This is a genomic window from Pseudomonas syringae pv. coryli str. NCPPB 4273 (assembly GCF_000972175.1).
GTDB classification, from domain to species: domain Bacteria; phylum Pseudomonadota; class Gammaproteobacteria; order Pseudomonadales; family Pseudomonadaceae; genus Aquipseudomonas; species Aquipseudomonas syringae.
Genome location: NZ_AWQP01000075.1, coordinates 1 through 17,665 on the forward strand (window position 1 = coordinate 1; position 17,665 = coordinate 17,665).

The window sequence follows — 17,665 nt, forward strand, 5'->3', positions numbered from 1 at the left end:
TCCTCGCCTGTTTTTGCCTCGCCTGACCTTCGCTCGCCGACTTTTCGTACAGAGCCTAGCGCTGTTCCAGGGGTACGAACGCGCGCTGTTCGACGCCGATGTACTCGGCGCTCGGGCGAATGATGCGGTTGTTGGCGCGCTGCTCGAAAACGTGCGCGGCCCAGCCGGTCAGGCGTGAGCAGACGAAGATCGGCGTAAACAGCTTGGTCGGGATGCCCATGAAGTGATACGCCGACGCATGGTAGAAGTCGGCGTTGGGGAACAGTTTCTTCTGCTCCCACATGACCTTGTCGATGGCCTCGGAGACCGGGAACAGCACCGTATCGCCCACTTCCTCGGCGAGCTTCTTCGACCAGCCCTTGATCACCTCGTTGCGCGGGTCGGACTCCTTGTAGATCGCATGGCCAAAGCCCATGATCTTTTCCTTGCGCTCCAGCATGCCCAGCGTGCCTTTGGTGGCCTCTTCAGCCGAGGCGAAGCGCTGAATCATTTCCATTGCAGCCTCGTTGGCCCCGCCATGCAGCGGGCCGCGCAAGGTGCCGATGGCTGCCGTGACGCAGGAATACAGGTCCGACAGGGTCGACGCGCAGACGCGCGCAGTGAAGGTCGAGGCATTGAATTCGTGTTCGGCGTACAGAATCAGCGAGACGTCCATGACCTTGCGGTGCAGTTCGCTGGGCGCCCTGTCCAGCAGCAGGTGCAGAAAATGCCCGCCGATGGAGTCTTCCGCAGAGGTGCAGTCGATACGCTTGCCGTCGTGACTGAAGCGATACCAGTAGCACATGATCGCCGGGAACGCTGCGAGCAGACGGTCGGTCGAGTCGCGCTGCTGATCGAAGCTGCGCTCCGGCTCCAGGGTGCCGAGCATGGAGGCACCGGTGCGCATCACATCCATCGGATGCGTGTCGGCGGGTATGCGCTCCAGCACTTCTTTCAGGGCCTGCGGCAGATCGCGCAGGCGCCTGAGCTTGTCCATATAGGCAGACAATTCGGCCTGATTGGGCAGTTCGCCGTACAGCAGCAGGTAGGCCACTTCTTCAAAACGCGCCTCGGCAGCCAGATCGCGCACGTCATAGCCGCGATAGGTCAGCCCGGCACCGGCCATGCCCACTGTAGACAAAGCCGTCTGCCCGGCCACCTGCCCGCGCAGCCCGGCACCACTCAATACTTTTGCTTCAGCCATGGTGTTCTCCAATTTTGTTTTTGTGTGATGGGGCGCGAAGACTGTGGTTCAGACGGTACATCTTCGGAGAATATACCGGCCCTTTCGCGAACAAGCGAAGCGTCGCCCGGTTCGCTCCTACGGCCTGCGGCCAGAAGCCCGGTATTTCACAGGCATCACCCCTTCTTCTGCGCAAACAGCGCATCCAGCTTCTGCTCGAATGTGTGGTAATCGATCGCGTCATACAGCTCCATGCGCGTCTGCATGCTGTCGATCACGTTTTTCTGGCTGCCGTCACGGCGGATTGCGCCGTAGACATTTTCCGCAGCCTTGTTCATCGCACGGAATGCGGAAAGCGGATACAGCACCAGCGAGACATCCGCCTCGCGCAGCTCATCGACCGTAAACAACGGCGTGGCGCCGAACTCGGTGATGTTGGCGAGGATCGGCACGCCTGCGCGGTTGGCGAATTGCTTGTACATCGCCAGTTCGGTGATGGCCTCGGGAAACACCATGTCCGCGCCCGCTTCAATACAGGCAGCGGCACGTTCCAGCGCCGACTCCAGCCCTTCAACGGCCAGCGCATCGGTACGCGCCATGATCACGAAGCTGTCGTCAGTCCGGGCATCCACGGCAGCCTTGATCCGGTCGACCATTTCCTGCTGAGAAACGATTTCCTTGTTGGGACGGTGCCCACAACGCTTGGCGCCGACCTGATCCTCGATGTGAATCGCCGCCGCCCCGGCCTTGATCATCGAGCGCACGGTCCGCGCCACGTTGAAAGCCGAAGAACCGAAACCGGTGTCGACGTCCACCAGCAACGGCAGATCGCAGACGTCGGTGATGCGCCGCACATCGATCAGCACGTCTTCAAGACCGGTGATCCCCAGGTCCGGAATGCCCAGTGATCCTGCCGCGACTCCGCCACCCGATAGATAAATGGCCTTGAACCCGGCACGCCTGGCGAGCAGTGCGTGATTAGCATTGATCGCGCCGACCACTTGCAGCGGCTGTTCGCTGGCGACTGCATCGCGGAAACGCTGGCCGGGAGTGCTGTTGTTATGACTCATTGTTTACCTCGGTCGGAAGTCGTCTGGGAAGCCGCCTGATAGTGGCGTTCGATGTTGCGTCTGGACGCGCCGATATGGCGGCGCATCAACAATTCGGCCAGCTCACCGTCGCGGTCGGCGATGGCGTCGAGAATGCGGTGGTGTTCGGCAAAGGCCTGACGAGGCCGGTTGGGCGTGGTGGAATACTGAATGCGGTACATGCGCACCAATTGGTAGAGCTCGCCGCAGAGCATCTGGCTGAGGGTGCGATTGCCGCTGCCCTGAATGATGCGGTAATGAAAGTCGAAATCACCCTCTTGCTGGTAATAGCCGATACCTGCCTGAAAGGCGGCATCGCGCTCGTGGGTATCCAGAACGCCGCGCAGCTCGTCGATTTCGGCCTGCGTCATGCGTTCGGCGGCCAGACGACAGGCCATACCCTCCAGTGACTCGCGAATTTCATAGAGTTCGATCAGTTCGGCATGACTGAGCGACACCACCCGGGCGCCCACATGCGGCACACGAACCACCAGGCGCTGCCCTTCGAGCCGGTGAATCGCTTCGCGCAGCGGCCCGCGACTGATGCCATAGGTGCGAGCCAGTTCCGGCTCGGAAATCTTGCTGCCGGGGGCAATCTCGCCTTTCACGATGGCCGATTGAATGCGTCGGAAAACGTTCTCGGAGAGGGTTTCCGAGTCGTCGGCAACCGTCATTTTTTCTTCGACCACCTTCAGCATTGTCAACACCTTATGGCTATATGCGCTCAAATCTAGCCATATTTGCTCAATCCGTCAAAGAAAAACCCTGCATTGTCGACAATCAGCCAAAACGAGCAAGCGCTGCTCGACACAGCAACCTGAACAGCCACACAGGTTGATCACTGGCAGCTGCAGGGCTTCATGCTAGAATGCGTCGCGTCCGTACAGCGCGCTCCGCAGCGGAGCCAGCGCCTGCGAACCGCCTGCCCTACCATCATCAGGTCAATTCCATTTGCGCCCTGACCCTGAAGTTGTTCGCTCATCGCGCCAGGATTTATGAGACTGACTACCCTCCCCACACTGCTCAGCCTTCTGTTTTTACCCGGCCTGACCCTGGCCGCCAACAAGACAGTCTATGGCCTCAACGAATACGCCAGGCTGAGCGAAATCGATATCGAGATCGCCGCCAAGCTCGACACCGGCGCCAAGACCGCCTCGCTGAGCGCCCGCGACATCAAACATTTCAAGCGCGATGGCGAAAGCTGGGTGCGCTTCTATCTGGCCAGCGACAGCAAGCATGTACACCCCATCGAACGCCCCCTGGCGCGGGTCAGCAAGATCAAGCGGCGTGCCGACGACCTCGACCCGGATGACGACAATCGGTACTCGTCACGTCCGGTAATCAGCCTCGATATCTGCATGGGTGAATCTTTACGCACCATAGAAGTGAACTTGACTGACCGAAGTGCTTTCCAATACCCGCTTTTGATCGGCTCCGAAGCCTTGAAACGCTTTGATGCGCTGGTCGATCCAAGTCTTAAATATGCGGCAGGAAAGCCCGGCTGCGCTTCCGTCGCTCAAAACGCAGAGTAAATCCATGCGCTCTCTTACACTCCATCTGAAGATCCTGATCACTGCCCTGGTGACCCTCGGCATCGCGATCACGGCCTATCAGATTCTGGCGCTGGGCATACCCGTCAGCGAAGACGAAACCGATGACCTGTGGAATATCGACGCCAAAGTCGAGTTCGTCGCCAATCCCAAGGATTCGGTGAAGGTGCAAATGTTCGTGCCGCCGCTGGCCCACGACTACATCAGCCTCAATGAAAGCTTCATCTCGAATAATTACGGCGTCAGCGTCAACCGCGCTGACGGCAACCGCAAGGTCACCTGGTCGGCCCGTCGCGCCACCGGCAACCAGACCCTCTACTACCGACTGGTGTTGACCAAGCGTTACAGCGGTGAAAAGCCCAAGGTCAAAGGGCCTATCTTTCGCGACAGTATGACCGTCGAAGGCCCGGAAAAGATCGCTGCCGAAGCGCTGCTGGCGCCCATTCGCCAGCATTCGGCGGACGTTGAGACCTTCATCACCGAGGCCATCAAGCGCGTCAACAACCTGAATGACGATAACGTCAAACTGCTGCTGGCCGGTGATAATTCGGCGTCCAACAAGGCCCGGGTCACCGAGCTGCTGCTGTCGATCGCCCACGTACCGCTGGAAAAAGCCCACACCATTCGCCTGGATGCCGAGCAGCAGACACCGGAACTCTGGCTGCGCAGCTTCAACGGCAAGGAATGGCTGTACTTCAATCCCGACACCGGCGAAGCCGGCCTGCCGGACGATCGCCTGCTCTGGTGGACCGGCGAGGAAGGCCTGGTCAGCGTCGAAGGCGGCAAGAAGGTGCAAGTCACGTTCAGCCTCAACAACAGTGAAATGAACGCGATGCGCCTCGCCAAACTGACCGACGCCAGCACCGACTCGGACTTCCTGGCCTACTCGCTGTACGGCTTGCCGCTGCAGACCCAGCAGACCTTCATGATCATGGTCATGATCCCGATTGGCGTGCTGGTCATCCTGATTCTGCGCAACCTGATCGGCCTGCAGACACTGGGCACCTTCACCCCGGTGCTGATTGCGTTGGCCTTCCGGGAGACGCAGCTGGGCTTCGGCATCGCCCTGTTTACCGTGATCACCGCGCTGGGCCTGTCACTGCGCTCGTATCTGGAGCACCTGAAACTGCAAATGCTGCCGCGCCTGTCGGTGGTACTGACCTTCGTCGTGGTACTGATCGCCGCCATCAGCCTGTTCAGCCACAAGCTCGGGCTGGAACGCGGCCTGTCGGTTGCGCTGTTCCCGATGGTGATTCTGACCATGACCATCGAACGCCTGTCGATCACCTGGGAAGAGCGTGGCGGCAGCCATGCCATGAAGGTCGCCATCGGTACGCTGTTCGCCGCGTCGCTGGCGCACCTGATCATGAGCGTGCCGGAACTGACCTATTTTGTCTTCACCTTCCCGGCTGTGCTGCTGGTGCTGGTCGGCTTCATGCTGGCGATGGGCAGATACCGTGGCTACCGGCTGACCGAACTGGTGCGTTTCAAGGCATTCCTGAAAGAGGAAAAGGCCAAGTGATCGGCTGGTGGAAAACCTGGAAGGCGCTCGAAGCCCGCGGCATCATGGGCATCAATCGACGTAACGCCGACTACGTGCTCAAGTACAACAAGCGCAGCCTCTATCCGATCGTCGATGACAAGATCATCACCAAGGAGCGGGCCATCGCCGCAGGCATTCATGTGCCGGAGATGTATGGCGTGATTTCCACGGAAAAGGAAATCGACAGGCTCGACGAGATCATCGGTGGGCACAGCGACTTCGTGATCAAACCCGCACAGGGCGCAGGCGGCGATGGCATTCTAGTGATCGCCGACCGTTTCGAGGAGCGCTTTCGCACCGTCTCGGGACGTATCATCAGCCACTCGGAAATCGAGCATCAGGTGTCCAGCATCCTTACCGGCCTTTATTCATTGGGCGGCCACCGCGACCGCGCACTGATCGAGTACCGGGTCGTGCCGGACCCGATCTTTAAAAGCATCAGCTATGAAGGCGTACCGGACATCCGCATCATCGTGCTGATGGGGTATCCGGTGATGGCCATGCTGCGCCTGCCTACCCGCCAATCAGGCGGCAAGGCCAACCTTCACCAGGGCGCCATTGGCGTGGGTGTGGACCTGGCCACCGGCGTCACCCTGCAAGGCACCTGGCTGAACAACATCATCAGCAAGCACCCGGACACTACCCACTCGGTGGATGGCGTGCAATTGCCCAACTGGGACGGCTTCATGAAGCTTGCCGCCGAGTGCTACGAGTTGTGCGGTCTGGGCTACATCGGCGTCGACATGGTGCTGGACCAGGACAAAGGCCCGCTGATTCTGGAGCTCAACGCCCGTCCCGGCCTGAACATCCAGATCGCCAACGACAGCGGCCTGACCCATCGCACTCAGGCCGTCGAGGCGCGTCTGGAGCAACTGGCTCTCGAAGGACGTCAGGAATCGGCGCAGGACCGAGTCAATTTTGTTCAGGACCTGTTCGGTCATGTGCCCGGCGTCTGAACCGACATACCGCTAGGACTGCCGCACCGGCAAGGCTACAATCGCCAGCCGCGTTTCCAAGACCGATATATTCGACGATGCCGATCTGTTCGATACACCCCCTGCCCTACAGCGCCGACCCGATCGCGTTCTTTGCGCGAATCCGCGAAGCGCCGGGTGCGGTACTGCTCGACAGCGGCAGGCCGACAGCCGTGCGGGGCCGACATGACCTGCTCAGTGCATGGCCGCTGCAGGAACTGAGCGTTGCCGATGATGAAGACGGCGCCGCCTACCTCAAGCGCTTGCGCGACAGCCTCGAGGCGCTCGGCGCAGCGCAGTTGCCTGACGGATGCGAGCTGCCCTTCGCTGGCGGCCTGATCGGTTATCTGAGTTATGAATTTGGTCGACGCCTGGAGCCATTGCCGGATCAGGCCATTGACGACCTGCAACTGCCCGAGGCCCGTCTGGGGCTCTACGCCTGGGCGCTGATCAGTGATCATCAGGAGCAGACCAGCCAGCTGATTTTTCACCCGTCTCTGGCCGCCAGAGAGTGCAAACGGCTGATTGAGCTGTTCTCTGTCGATATCCCTGAGCCGCACACGGAATTCCGCCTCAGCCAACCGTTTCAGGCCAGCATCAGCGCAGAGAACTATCGCCAGGCTTTCCAACGCATTCAGGCCTACATTCAGGCCGGTGACTGCTATCAGGTGAACTTCGCACAACGCTTTCAGGCGCAGTACGTCGGTGACCCATGGGCCGCGTATTGTGCGCTGCGAGCAGCTTGCCCGACGCCGTTCGCCGGCTACCTGAACCTGCCTGGGGCCGATGCGATTCTGAGTCTTTCTCCCGAGCGCTTCGTGCGGGTCAGCGCTCGGCAGGTCGAAACCCGCCCGATCAAAGGCACGCGGCCACGCAGCGCGGACCCGGTGCAGGATGCTGCCTTCGCCGCCGAACTGCTGGCCAGCGACAAGGACCGCGCAGAGAACCTGATGATCGTCGATTTGCTGCGTAACGACCTGGGCCGCAGCTGCCGCATCGGCTCGGTGAAAGTCCCCGAGCTGTTCAGCCTGGAAAGCTACCCCAACGTGCACCATCTGGTCAGCAGCGTGACCGGGGAGCTGGCCGCTGGCAACGATGCACTGGACCTGATCAGCGGCAGCTTCCCCGGCGGCTCGATCACGGGCGCACCGAAGATCCGCGCCATGCAGATCATCGACGAGCTGGAGCCGACCCGCCGCAGCCTGTACTGCGGCTCACTGATGTACCTGGACGTGCGTGGCGAAATGGACAGCTCGATCGCCATCCGCAGCCTGCTGGTCAAAGACGGACAGATTTCCTGCTGGGGCGGTGGCGGCATCGTCGCCGACTCCGACTGCGAGGCGGAATATCAGGAAACCTTCACCAAAGTCCGTGTACTGCTGGAGACGCTTGAAGCACTCTGAACCGCTCTGCGTCGCAAAGAGGACGCAGAGCGTCCAGAACGGCATACCGACGCAGAGCGTCGGCACGATAGCCAGATCATTTCGTGACGCTCTGCGTCACCTGTCTCCAGTCGCGCGCAACCGAGGCTTCGCCCTCAAAGCATCAAATCCCGATTCGAGGCCTTGATGAATTCCTTTTTCAGGTCATCGAACGTGTGCACCGCCGGAAACTGCGGGAATTCGCGGATCACGTTGTCAGGAGCGTGGAACAGGATACCGGCGTCGGCCTCGCCCAGCATGGTCGTGTCGTTGTACGAATCACCGGCAGCGATGATCCGGTAATACAGGCTCTTGAAGGCCAGCACCGACTGACGCTTGGGGTCTTTCTGGCGCAACTGGTAACTGACCACCCGGTCGGTCTCGTCAGTGATCAGGCGATGACACAGCAGGGTCGGAAAACCCAGTTGCCGCATCAACGGCTGAGAAAACTCGTAGAACGTGTCCGAGAGAATCACCACCTGAAACCGCTCGCGCAGCCAGTTGACGAACTCCACGGCGCCCTCCAGTGGCTCGAGGGTGCCGATCACTTCCTGAATATCCGCCAGTTTCAGACCATGTTCATCGAGGATGCGCAGGCGCTGCTTCATCAGCACGTCGTAATCGGGAATGTCCCGCGTGGTGGCACGCAGCGATTCGATGCCGGTTTTCTCGGCAAAGGCGATCCAGATTTCCGGGACCAGAACACCCTCAAGGTCCAGACAGGCAATTTCCACAGCTCACTCCTCAGACTATTCGCTCTCGACGGAAGTGGCACTCTAGCCGCTGGCAGCGGCCACTGAACAGCGGATTTTGTTACCATTGCCGCCATCACGAGCGCTTAAGCGCCACTCTTGCATTTTAGGAAGCCGCCTGATGAGCCAACCTTTCGACGTCGCTGAACTGGCGACGACCTATGCGAACAAGTCTGCACAAGACATTCTGAAACTGGCCTTCGAGCACTTCGGCGACGAACTGTGGATCTCTTTCAGCGGTGCCGAGGACGTGGTTCTGGTCGACATGGCCTGGAAGCTGAACAAGAACGTCAAGGTCTTCAGCCTCGATACAGGGCGCCTGCATGCGGAAACCTATCGCTTCATCGAACAGGTCCGCGAGCACTACAAGATCGAGATCGAGATCGTTTCGCCCGATCACAGCAAGCTTGAACCTTTCGTCAAGGAAAAGGGCCTGTTCAGCTTTTACCGGGACGGCCATGGCGAATGCTGCGGCATCCGCAAGATCGAGCCGCTGCGTCGCAAACTGTCTGGCGTCAGCGCCTGGGCAACCGGCCAGCGCCGTGATCAGAGCCCCGGCACCCGCAGCGCCGTTGCTGCGGTGGAAATCGACAGCGCTTTTTCGACAGCCGAGCGCACGCTGTACAAATTCAACCCGTTGGCACAAATGAGCAGCGAGGAAATCTGGGGCTACATCCGCATGCTGGAGCTGCCCTACAACAGCCTGCACGAGCGCGGCTTCATCAGCATCGGCTGCGAACCCTGCACCCGCCCGGTATTGCCGAACCAGCACGAGCGCGAGGGTCGCTGGTGGTGGGAAGAAGCCACGCAGAAGGAATGCGGGCTGCATGCGGGCAACCTGATAGTGCGCGACTGACGTCGCGAGCTACAAGCTACAAGCTACAAGCTACAAGCTACAAGCTACAAGCTACAAGCTACAAGCTACAAGCTACAGCCTGCGCGCTTTTACTTGCAGCTTGCAGCTTGTAGCTCAAAACTGCCTCTAATGCACCGGCAGCTCGACGTTGGCAAACAGCTCTTCCATTTCCTGCTTGTTATGGCACTGAATCGCCTTGGCCATGACTTCGCGGGTCAGGTGCGGCGCGAATTTCTCGATGAAATCGCACATGAAGCCACGCAGGAAGGTGCCGCGACGGAAAGCGATTTTTGTCACGCTGGACTCGAACAGATCACTGGCATCGAGCACCACCAGGTCGCTGTCCACTGCCTCGTCTATCGCCATTCTTGCCACGATACCCACACCCAGGTTCAGCCTGACGTAGGTCTTGATCACGTCGGCATCCGCCGCCGTGAACACGACCTTGGGCACCAGCCCGCGATGGCTGAACGCTTCGTCCAGCTTGGAACGGCCGGTGAAGCCGAAGACGTAAGTCACGATCGGGTATTCAGCCAGCAGCTCCAGCGTCAGCTTCGGCGCCTTGGTCAACGGGTGACCCTGCGGCACGACAATGCAACGGTTCCAGCGATAGCACGGCATCATCACCAGATCGCTGAACTGCTCGAGCGCCTCAGTGGCGATGGCGAAGTCAACCGTCCCGTCAGCGGCCATTTCGGCGATCTGCATCGGTGAGCCCTGGTGCATGTGCAGCGCGACATCCGGGTATTGCTTGATGAAGTTGCTGATCACCGGCGGCAAGGCATAGCGCGCCTGGGTGTGAGTGGTGGCGATCGACAGCGTGCCCTTCTTCTCGTTGGAGAACTCCTGGGCAATCTGCTTGATGCTCTCGACCTTGCGCAGGATCTCGCCCGCTGTCGTGATGATGCGCTCGCCTGCCGGCGTCACACGCGTCAGGTGCTTGCCACTGCGGGCGAAAACCTCGACGCCCAGTTCGTCTTCAAGCAGACGGATCTGCTTGCTGATGCCGGGCTGGGAGGTGTAAAGGCTCTGGGCCGTCGCGGAAACGTTGAGGTCGTGGTGCGCCACTTCCCAAATGTAGCGCAGTTGTTGGAGCTTCATATGTATCCCTCAAAGCAGATAAACCCTATGGGTATCGGCGACGGTATATAACTGGATTAATGGTGAGACGAATAATTCTAGAACTTTTTATCACCTTTGTAAGGCGATCGCACGCTCGATTTCATTAAAACCACCAATTGGACCTTTCCTCTACCCCCGCCCCTTTTTCAACATCATCGGAACCATGTAGACCGGCACATCGGAAAACTGCAGGACCCTGGCAGCCGTGCGGCCTACCGAGGTGCCCTCTTCCATCCTGCGGCTGTGACTGCCGACCACCAGCAAATCCACATTCAGCCTGTGCGCCTGTTCGAGAATCACGCTGGCAGGCTCGCCCTGAACGACACGCACCGTACGAATCAGGGACAGGTCCGAGTGTCCTTCCCCCAATTCTTCACGAAACCCGTCGAGCATTCGTTGCTCTATTCCACTCAGAAACGCATTCACACCTTTGCCGCGAAGCTCTTTCAGCGCTTCCTCGCCCAGGTAACTCTGCAGCACCGACTCGGCGAACAGGCCCAGAGGCTCGACGACATGGATGACGTACAGCTCGGCGTTGAACGTTCGAGCCAGCGCCAGCGCGTGCTGCGTTACATAAGGCGCGTACAGACCGAGGTCTGCGGCATACAGCATCGAACGGACCATACAACCTCCCGTACAACCGGAATGGCGGAGATTGACTCAGCGTAGCAGCGCATCATCGGCTGCGACGGCGGACTTCTCAGCCCCCGTCGGCAAGTGGCACTATTTCGTTGCTGATGCCGTGCGGAACGTGACCCGTCGCCACCACATCACGCGCCTTCTCGCAGTGGCCGGGCTGATCGTCGAAAAACACATCGGCGGCGAACGCTTCAAGGAAGGCCGACTTTTGCAATCCACCGAGAAAGAGCGACTCGTCCAGACGAATGTCCCATTCGCGCAAGGTGCGGATCACGCGCTCATGGGCAGGTGCCGAGCGAGCCGTGACCAGCGCGGTGCGAATCGGGCAGCTTGCGTCGGGAAACTCGCGCTGCAATTGATTGAGTGCGGCAAGAAACGGCTTGAAAGGCCCGCCGCGCAACGGCTCGCGAGCCCACTCACGCTCGCTGGCCTGAAAGGCTGCCAGCCCGCCGCTCTGGTACACCCGCTCCGACTCGTCGGAAAACAATACCGCGTCGCCATCGAAGGCAATCCGCAGCTCGGCGCTGGCTGCACGTCGTGCGCCACCCGAAAGGATGGTCGCGGCGGCGAACCCGGCGTCCAGGGCGCTGCGTACATCCTCGGCATGCGTGGAGAGAAACAGGTGGCAGCCAAACGCTGCGAGATACGGGTAAGGACTGCGTCCGCCGGCAAAGGCGGCGCGGCTGATGTCGAGGCCATAATGCTGAATCGAGTTGAAGACCCGCAGCCCGGTATCGGCACTGTTGCGCGACACCAGTACCACTTCGACGCGCGCCTTTTGCAGGCTGGCATTGAGGCTCAGCAGTTTTTCGACCAGCGGGAACGCATCGCCCTGCGCGAGAATTTCATCCTCATGCTCGATCTGATACTTGCGGTAGGCCTCGACCCCATCGGCCATGTACACCTCATGACTGTCGCGCAGATCGAACAGCGCACGCGATGAAATCGCCAGTACCAGCTTGTGGTCTTCAGCTTCTGTCATGAATCACTCCTTGCTTGCCGGGTGGTTGCCCCGATCGATGAACGCCAGTGCCTGATAAAGCGCCCGCACGCGAGGCATGTCAAACCCGGCGGCAAGCGCTGCTGCCAGGGGCCGGGCATAAATGGCGTCCAGCTCCAGCGGGCGTCTTTCAGCCAGGTCGTGGTACATGCTGGGCCTGTAATCCGGCATGCTTTCGGTCACTGTAAACAGATGCTGCGCAAACCCCGGCGGCAAGGCATGGCCACAGGCCTCGGCGCCCTGCACGACCTCGTCCATCAGCGACCGGATCAAGTCCTGGCTGTCCGGGTCGGCCATCAATCGGCCGGTACTGGTCTGCAATAAGGCCGACAGCCCGTTGTAGGGCACATTCCAGACCAGCTTCTGCCAGCGGGCCTGTTGCAGATTGGCCATGACCGGCGCGTCGATGCCGGCTGTCCTGAACAGGGCCGCGCAGGCTTCGACAACCGCCATGCGGCTCGCCTCATCTTCCGCCGGGCCGCTGTGATAGCCGACACTGACCGCGCCGAAGGCTTCATGGGCGACGACGCCGGGCGCAAGCCGGTTGACGCAGACGAAGCACAGCCCGCCGAGTATGTGCAGGCTGTCGGGCAGGACGTTACGCAATTGGTCTTCGACAGCCAGACCGTTCTGCAACAGCAGCACGCTGGCGTTTGGCGCAGCCGCCTGGCGAATGATCGGACCGAGCGCGGCATTGCCGGTGCTCTTGGTGCCGACCAGCAGCCAGTCACAAGGCGGCATTTCAGCCGCCGAGCGATACGCCTGAACCGGCTCGAGGGACAGCTCGCCATGCACGGCGCTTTTGACCTGCAAACCTTCGCGTGCCACCGTGTCAAACTCGCTGCGCAGCAGAAAATGCACATCGTATCCGGCACGCGCCAGCATCAATCCGTAAAAGCCCCCGATGGCACCCGTACCTATGATGCCGACGCGCGGACGACGGGAATCAACACTCATGACCTCTCCCTTGACTGTCTCGCTATTTGCGGCCGTACACTATCCGTCGCAGCGGATTGTCTTGCAATAAGGCAGCGCATCTCGGCCAAAGACCTGGCCGATACCTCGTTTACTTATTGTCGAACAACGCGATAACGCGCTAAGGTTCGGCTCCCCGCTGCGCTCAAACCTGCTGGGCACCGCCGCACGGGGGACCGTTGGCGGCCAGTACCCGCGACCTGATGAGTAACACGATGGCTGATTTACCGATTGACGACCTCAACGTTGCCTCCAACGAGACTCTGATCACTCCGGATCAGCTCAAGCGCGACATCCCCCTGACCGATGCTGCCCTGCAGACCGTCAGCCAGGGCCGCGAAGTGATTCGCAACATTCTCGATGGCCATGATCACCGCCTGTTCATCGTGATCGGCCCGTGCTCGATCCACGACCTGAAGGCAGCCAAGGAGTACGCCGAGCGCCTCAAGGCGCTGGCTGCGGAAGTGTCTGACACGCTGTATCTGGTGATGCGCGTCTATTTCGAGAAGCCACGTACCACGGTAGGCTGGAAAGGCCTGATCAACGACCCGTACCTGGATGACTCGTTCAAGATCCAGGATGGCCTGCACATCGGTCGCCAGCTGCTACTGGATCTGGCCGAGATGGGGCTGCCCACCGCGACCGAAGCCCTGGACCCGATCTCCCCGCAGTATCTGCAGGACCTGATCAGCTGGTCGGCCATCGGCGCGCGCACCACAGAATCCCAGACTCACCGCGAGATGGCTTCAGGCCTGTCCTCGGCAGTCGGTTTCAAGAACGGCACCGACGGCGGCCTGACGGTTGCCATCAACGCCTTGCAATCGGTGTCGAGCCCGCATCGTTTCCTGGGTATCAACCAGGAAGGCGGCGTGTCGATCGTGACCACCAAAGGCAATGCCTACGGTCATGTGGTGCTGCGCGGCGGCAACGGCAAGCCTAACTATGACTCGGTCAGCGTTGCGCTCTGCGAGCAGGCGCTGAACAAGTCCGGCATTCGCCCGAACATCATGGTCGACTGCAGCCATGCCAACTCCAACAAGGACCCGGCGCTGCAACCGCTGGTGATGGAAAACGTCGCCAACCAGATCCTGGAAGGCAACGAATCGATCATCGGTTTGATGGTCGAGAGCCATTTGAACTGGGGCTGCCAGGCGATTCCCAAGGACCTGTCGGAATTGCAGTACGGCGTGTCGATTACCGATGCCTGCATCGATTGGGAAAGCACTGAAAAGACCTTGCGCAGCATGCACGCGAAACTCAAGGATGTGCTGCCAGCTCGCAAGCGCAAGTAATTGCCTGACCGACTGCACTGCAATAACGAAAACGCCGAGCAAATGCTCGGCGTTTTCTTATGCTTACTGTCTGTCGGTAGCTACAGGTCGTCAGAGCTTGGCCGCCTGCGACTGCAGATCATGCAGCTCCATATAGCGCTCGACATAAGAGCAGGACGGTATGACGGAATAGCCCATGCTGTCGGCATAGTCGAGCGCCTCCTTGGTCAGGGCGGCGGCAATTCCGCGACCCCGCAAGGCGTCCGGTACGAAGGTCCGATAGAAGTCCAGGGTCTGCTTGCCGAGATCCATATAGGTCAGATAGGCACGGTGGCCGTCGATAATGATTTCGAAATGGTGGCCGACTTCGTCATGGTGGATGGACAACGCCTCGCTCATCGCTACTCCTCGCGGGTCTTGGAATTTGACCCCTACCTTACCGGTCTTTTTCAGGCGAAGGAACATCTACGCCACCCAGTGTCTGTTTTCGACACCGGTAGGGCACTGCCGATCTCGACGGACATCACGTTGAGATAGTAGGCGCCATTAGCGACTATGCTCAAGCTCGGGGGATGTAAAAACACCCGGAAATGCTTACCTGCCGACCGACAGTCAATCAGGCATGGTCTTACGCGCACTGTTCGGAACGCTTATGCAAGGCAAAGGTCCAGTTAAAGTGGATAGTTTTTGTACAGAACGCTTGAGAAGTAACGCGGAGCGCTTTCAAAGCGAGGAATTTTAGCAGCTTCTTGCGCCGGGTCCGTTTACTTACTACAAACAATGGGTACTATGTACGCCGGTCGTTTTCTCATTTTCGAGAGATGACTAATTTGAAAAAAAATTCCTTGAAGGTGAACACGATGAACAACGTTCTGAAATTCTCTGCTCTGGCTCTGGCCGCAGTTCTGGCTACCGGTTGCAGCAGCGTATCCAAAGAAACCGAAGCTCGTCTGACAGCTACCGAAGACGCAGCAGCTCGTTCGCAAGCACGTGCCGACGAAGCCTACCGCAAGGCTGACGAAGCTATGGCTGCTGCTCAAAAAGCTCAGCAAACTGCTGACGAAGCCAACGAGCGCGCTCTGCGCATGTTGGACAAAGCCAGCCGCAAGTAATAATCCCCCGGGATTATTGAAAGCCGACCCGGTAACGGGTCGGCTTTTTTTTGCCTGTTTTCTGGCTGGGTGATTGCCTGCGCAAGCCTGAATGACTGTTCTGCTGTATCAGGAAGATAACTAATTTTTGCCAAAGCTCCGCATTGGCACGAGAGCGATTGCTGGCGACGATTTACTGAAAAATCACCGGCTCTTCAGCACTCGCAGGCGCTTTGCCCGGTTCTGCGATCTCCACCGGCATGCCGTCTTCGGCCGCAACCACATCACGTACCACGTCCCAGTTCATGCGCAGGTTGTTGGCCAGGTCGTCACGCTTGAGCAGCGCATTGATCACCGCAGTGTGCTTGTCGACCACCGACGGGTTGCCCAGGTCATCAACCGGCGTGTGCGCTTCCAGGTAAACCTTGCCGCCACTGATGCCGAACTTGTAGGGCTCGCTGATGATGCGCACGGTCGTGCCGACCGGAGCCATGTCGGCCAGTTCCAGCACGTTATTGTTGTACATGCGGAAACAGCCGTGACTGGTGCGCATTCCGATGCCGAACTTCTTGTTCGAGCCGTGGATCAGGTAGCCGGAAAGCCCCAGGCCGAATTTGAACGGCCCCAGCGGGTTGTCCGGACCGGCCGGCACCACGTCTGGCAGCGGATCGCCATCGGCCGCATGCTCGGCCTTGATCGAGGCCGGCGGCGTCCAGGTCGGGTTCGGCGTCTTGGCCGTCACCTTGGTCACGCCAATCGGCGATCCCCAGCCTTCACGACCGACACCCAGCGGATAGGTGTGCACCACATTCTGCCCCTTGGGGTAGTAATACATGCGGTATTCGGCAAGGTTGATGACAATCCCTTCGCGCGGACCCGGCGGCAGAATGAAACGGGTCGGCAGCACGATGTCCTTGCCTGCACCCGGCAACCAGGGATCGACGCCAGGGTTGGCAGCGATCATTTCCAGGTAGCCCAGATCATATTGGGTGCCCAGATCGGCGAAGGTGTCTTCGTATTTGGCCTTGATGACCTGCACCTGCCCCACGATGTCTTCGCCAGGCGGCGGCAACGGAAACTCCAGTGCATGGACAGAGCTCGCCGCGCACAGAGCAGCAAGCGACAGACAGCGGGTAACGGCTGGAATGCGCGACAACATCCGGGAAGATCCTTCGGGTAACGACTATAGAAAGTGAAACAGCAACTGAAGTGTACACCGGCCCTTGCCGGATCGGGGATATCTGCGGCCGGCGTTCAGGCAGTCATGACAGCTAGAGTTCAGGCCAGATCGGATTCATCCCCCTGCGTTGCGCATCCATGATGGCCTTGCACAAGGGGCACAGACGCTCATCGCGCATGGCCTGCAGTTCGACGGCGCGCATTTGCGGCTGGGCCGGCAACAACGTGCCACACAATGTACGGTCGATCGAGCCGCCCAGCTCCAATTGGCGAGCGATCAGATGGACGCGCACTTCCTGACAGGCGAACAGATCCAGCTGCTCATCGGGTTCAAGCATTTGATAGGCATACAGGGACCAGGCGGGACGCGGCATGGGGGGCTCCAGATCGGGGGCGCCACATTAGCCGAAAGCCCCCGCCCGGGAAAGCCTCAAAGCAGCGGTTTCAGGCTCGGCCAGACATTTTCCAGCAACTTGCCCTGAGCGCCGGCCGCCGGATGCAGGCCATCGGCCTGCATCAGTTCGGGCACCCCGCCTACACCTTCAAGAAAGAATGGCACGAAGGGGACCTTTTTCTCCTTGGCCAGGTTGCTGTAAACCTCTTCAAAGGCCTTGGTGTAGCGTGGCCCGTAGTTGGGCGGGATGCGCATGCCCAATAACAGCACTTTGGCACCTGCCGCCTGCGAACGGTCGATCATCGATGAAAGGTTTTGTTGCAATTGAGCAGGCTGCTGGCCGCGCAGGCCATCGTTGCCGCCCAACTCCAGAATAACCAGTTCCGGCTTATGCTCTGCAAGCAGCGCAGGTAAACGCGCCTGGCCGCCTGCACTGGTGTCGCCACTGATCGACGCATTGACCACCTTGTCGTCGAATCCCTCCTTGCTCAGACGCTGTTCCAGCAGGCTGACCCACCCCACGCGGGTATCCAGCCCGAAAGCCGCACTGATACTATCCCCAACGATCAACACCGTGCCCGCCAACGCGCCCTGTGACAGCAGCAGTAACCCCAGGCCAGCACTTAAAAACAACGCACGCATCGGATT

19 protein-coding genes are annotated in these 17,665 nt (G+C 59.7%); 7 read left to right on the plus strand and 12 right to left on the minus strand.

The features are described from left to right. Positions 1-55: 55 nt before the first annotated feature. The 3 genes from prpC to P406_RS25820 form a co-directional block, all read right to left on the minus strand. Positions 56-1,183: a bifunctional 2-methylcitrate synthase/citrate synthase gene (gene prpC / locus P406_RS25810; protein ID WP_046237749.1), complete on the minus strand. Its 1,128-nt coding sequence runs from the start codon at positions 1,181-1,183 to the stop codon at positions 56-58. Positions 1,184-1,338: 155 nt separating this feature from the next. Further along, positions 1,339-2,232, minus strand: a complete 894-nt coding sequence (prpB, locus tag P406_RS25815; RefSeq protein ID WP_003416137.1) for a methylisocitrate lyase — start codon at positions 2,230-2,232, stop codon at positions 1,339-1,341. Then, the gene (locus P406_RS25820) at positions 2,229-2,948 is read right to left on the minus strand and encodes a GntR family transcriptional regulator (protein ID WP_046237750.1); all 720 of its coding nucleotides are present in this window, start codon (positions 2,946-2,948) and stop codon (positions 2,229-2,231) included. Before P406_RS25820 ends, prpB begins: the two co-directional genes overlap by 4 nt. 297 nt (positions 2,949-3,245) lie before the next feature. Here P406_RS25820 and rloA point away from each other — a divergent pair, with 297 nt between their 5' ends. The 4 genes from rloA to pabB all read left to right on the plus strand — a co-directional run bounded on the left by rloA (position 3,246) and on the right by pabB (position 7,720). Next, on the plus strand, positions 3,246-3,782 hold the full coding sequence (rloA, locus tag P406_RS25825) for a retropepsin-like aspartic peptidase RloA (RefSeq protein ID WP_003347099.1): 537 nt from the start codon (positions 3,246-3,248) through the stop codon (positions 3,780-3,782). A 4-nt stretch (positions 3,783-3,786) separates the two neighbouring features. After that, on the plus strand, positions 3,787-5,322 hold the full coding sequence (gene rloB, locus P406_RS25830) for an osmotic stress tolerance membrane protein RloB (protein ID WP_003416135.1): 1,536 nt from the start codon (positions 3,787-3,789) through the stop codon (positions 5,320-5,322). Further along, on the plus strand, positions 5,322-6,299 hold the full coding sequence (locus P406_RS25835; protein ID WP_162234449.1) for an alpha-L-glutamate ligase-like protein: 978 nt from the start codon (positions 5,322-5,324) through the stop codon (positions 6,297-6,299). The genes rloB and P406_RS25835 overlap by 1 nt, the downstream gene beginning before the upstream one ends. Before the next feature lie 77 nt (positions 6,300-6,376). After that, positions 6,377-7,720, plus strand: coding sequence for an aminodeoxychorismate synthase component I (gene pabB / locus P406_RS25840; RefSeq protein ID WP_046237752.1), 1,344 nt, complete (start codon positions 6,377-6,379; stop codon positions 7,718-7,720). Positions 7,721-7,854: 134 nt separating this feature from the next. Here the strand turns inward: pabB and thrH are convergent, their stop codons facing one another. Continuing rightward, positions 7,855-8,472 (minus strand): bifunctional phosphoserine phosphatase/homoserine phosphotransferase ThrH, encoded by a 618-nt coding sequence (gene thrH / locus P406_RS25845; protein ID WP_046237753.1) that lies wholly within the window; start codon positions 8,470-8,472, stop codon positions 7,855-7,857. Positions 8,473-8,611: 139 nt separating this feature from the next. On the opposite strand from thrH, the gene P406_RS25850 reads away from it, so the two are divergent. Beyond that, positions 8,612-9,346 (plus strand): phosphoadenylyl-sulfate reductase, encoded by a 735-nt coding sequence (locus tag P406_RS25850; protein WP_003416132.1) that lies wholly within the window; start codon positions 8,612-8,614, stop codon positions 9,344-9,346. Positions 9,347-9,472: 126 nt separating this feature from the next. Here the strand turns inward: P406_RS25850 and cysB are convergent, their stop codons facing one another. From cysB to P406_RS25870, 4 genes are all read right to left on the minus strand, one after another. Further along, positions 9,473-10,447 (minus strand): HTH-type transcriptional regulator CysB, encoded by a 975-nt coding sequence (cysB, locus tag P406_RS25855; protein ID WP_003315705.1) that lies wholly within the window; start codon positions 10,445-10,447, stop codon positions 9,473-9,475. A 150-nt stretch (positions 10,448-10,597) separates the two neighbouring features. After that, a complete protein-coding gene (locus tag P406_RS25860; protein WP_003315706.1) occupies positions 10,598-11,092 on the minus strand; it encodes a universal stress protein in 495 nt (164 codons plus the stop codon). A 76-nt stretch (positions 11,093-11,168) separates the two neighbouring features. Then, positions 11,169-12,089, minus strand: coding sequence for a 5'-nucleotidase (locus tag P406_RS25865; protein ID WP_003347087.1), 921 nt, complete (start codon positions 12,087-12,089; stop codon positions 11,169-11,171). A gap of 3 nt (positions 12,090-12,092) precedes the next feature. After that, the gene (locus tag P406_RS25870; RefSeq protein ID WP_046237754.1) at positions 12,093-13,064 is read right to left on the minus strand and encodes a putative 2-dehydropantoate 2-reductase; all 972 of its coding nucleotides are present in this window, start codon (positions 13,062-13,064) and stop codon (positions 12,093-12,095) included. 233 nt (positions 13,065-13,297) lie between these two features. Here P406_RS25870 and P406_RS25875 point away from each other — a divergent pair, with 233 nt between their 5' ends. Beyond that, positions 13,298-14,374, plus strand: a complete 1,077-nt coding sequence (locus P406_RS25875) for a 3-deoxy-7-phosphoheptulonate synthase (protein ID WP_003315709.1) — start codon at positions 13,298-13,300, stop codon at positions 14,372-14,374. A 90-nt stretch (positions 14,375-14,464) separates the two neighbouring features. Here P406_RS25875 and P406_RS25880 read toward each other — a convergent pair whose 3' ends face one another. Continuing rightward, positions 14,465-14,752, minus strand: coding sequence for a GNAT family N-acetyltransferase (locus tag P406_RS25880; RefSeq protein WP_003315710.1), 288 nt, complete (start codon positions 14,750-14,752; stop codon positions 14,465-14,467). Positions 14,753-15,213: 461 nt separating this feature from the next. Here P406_RS25880 and P406_RS25885 point away from each other — a divergent pair, with 461 nt between their 5' ends. Continuing rightward, entirely contained in the window at positions 15,214-15,465 is a 252-nt protein-coding gene (locus P406_RS25885) for an Lpp/OprI family alanine-zipper lipoprotein (RefSeq protein WP_003347084.1), read from the plus strand. 172 nt (positions 15,466-15,637) lie between these two features. On the opposite strand, the gene P406_RS25890 is transcribed toward P406_RS25885, so the two are convergent. From P406_RS25890 to P406_RS25900, 3 genes are all read right to left on the minus strand, one after another. Next, positions 15,638-16,603 carry a L,D-transpeptidase family protein gene (locus tag P406_RS25890; RefSeq protein WP_044323451.1) on the minus strand — a complete coding sequence of 322 codons (966 nt, stop codon included), beginning with the start codon at positions 16,601-16,603 and terminating at the stop codon, positions 15,638-15,640. A 112-nt stretch (positions 16,604-16,715) separates the two neighbouring features. After that, positions 16,716-16,997 carry a hypothetical protein gene (locus P406_RS25895; protein ID WP_003315714.1) on the minus strand — a complete coding sequence of 94 codons (282 nt, stop codon included), beginning with the start codon at positions 16,995-16,997 and terminating at the stop codon, positions 16,716-16,718. 56 nt (positions 16,998-17,053) lie between these two features. Further along, positions 17,054-17,659: an arylesterase gene (locus tag P406_RS25900; RefSeq protein ID WP_003315715.1), complete on the minus strand. Its 606-nt coding sequence runs from the start codon at positions 17,657-17,659 to the stop codon at positions 17,054-17,056. Positions 17,660-17,665: the final 6 nt, after the last annotated feature.

Coding starts and splice junctions, on each gene's coding strand:
- pabB (WP_046237752.1), top strand. CDS start 6,377: ATGCCGATCTGTTCGATACACCCCCTGCCCTACAGCGCCGACCCGATC.
- P406_RS25820 (WP_046237750.1), bottom strand. CDS start 2,948: ATGCTGAAGGTGGTCGAAGAAAAAATGACGGTTGCCGACGACTCGGAA.
- P406_RS25860 (WP_003315706.1), bottom strand. CDS start 11,092: ATGGTCCGTTCGATGCTGTATGCCGCAGACCTCGGTCTGTACGCGCCT.
- prpB (WP_003416137.1), bottom strand. CDS start 2,232: ATGAGTCATAACAACAGCACTCCCGGCCAGCGTTTCCGCGATGCAGTC.
- P406_RS25895 (WP_003315714.1), bottom strand. CDS start 16,997: ATGCCGCGTCCCGCCTGGTCCCTGTATGCCTATCAAATGCTTGAACCC.
- rloA (WP_003347099.1), top strand. CDS start 3,246: ATGAGACTGACTACCCTCCCCACACTGCTCAGCCTTCTGTTTTTACCC.
- cysB (WP_003315705.1), bottom strand. CDS start 10,447: ATGAAGCTCCAACAACTGCGCTACATTTGGGAAGTGGCGCACCACGAC.
- P406_RS25890 (WP_044323451.1), bottom strand. CDS start 16,603: ATGTTGTCGCGCATTCCAGCCGTTACCCGCTGTCTGTCGCTTGCTGCT.
- P406_RS25875 (WP_003315709.1), top strand. CDS start 13,298: ATGGCTGATTTACCGATTGACGACCTCAACGTTGCCTCCAACGAGACT.
- P406_RS25870 (WP_046237754.1), bottom strand. CDS start 13,064: ATGAGTGTTGATTCCCGTCGTCCGCGCGTCGGCATCATAGGTACGGGT.
- P406_RS25850 (WP_003416132.1), top strand. CDS start 8,612: ATGAGCCAACCTTTCGACGTCGCTGAACTGGCGACGACCTATGCGAAC.
- rloB (WP_003416135.1), top strand. CDS start 3,787: ATGCGCTCTCTTACACTCCATCTGAAGATCCTGATCACTGCCCTGGTG.
- prpC (WP_046237749.1), bottom strand. CDS start 1,183: ATGGCTGAAGCAAAAGTATTGAGTGGTGCCGGGCTGCGCGGGCAGGTG.
- P406_RS25865 (WP_003347087.1), bottom strand. CDS start 12,089: ATGACAGAAGCTGAAGACCACAAGCTGGTACTGGCGATTTCATCGCGT.
- P406_RS25885 (WP_003347084.1), top strand. CDS start 15,214: ATGAACAACGTTCTGAAATTCTCTGCTCTGGCTCTGGCCGCAGTTCTG.
- P406_RS25880 (WP_003315710.1), bottom strand. CDS start 14,752: ATGAGCGAGGCGTTGTCCATCCACCATGACGAAGTCGGCCACCATTTC.
- P406_RS25900 (WP_003315715.1), bottom strand. CDS start 17,659: ATGCGTGCGTTGTTTTTAAGTGCTGGCCTGGGGTTACTGCTGCTGTCA.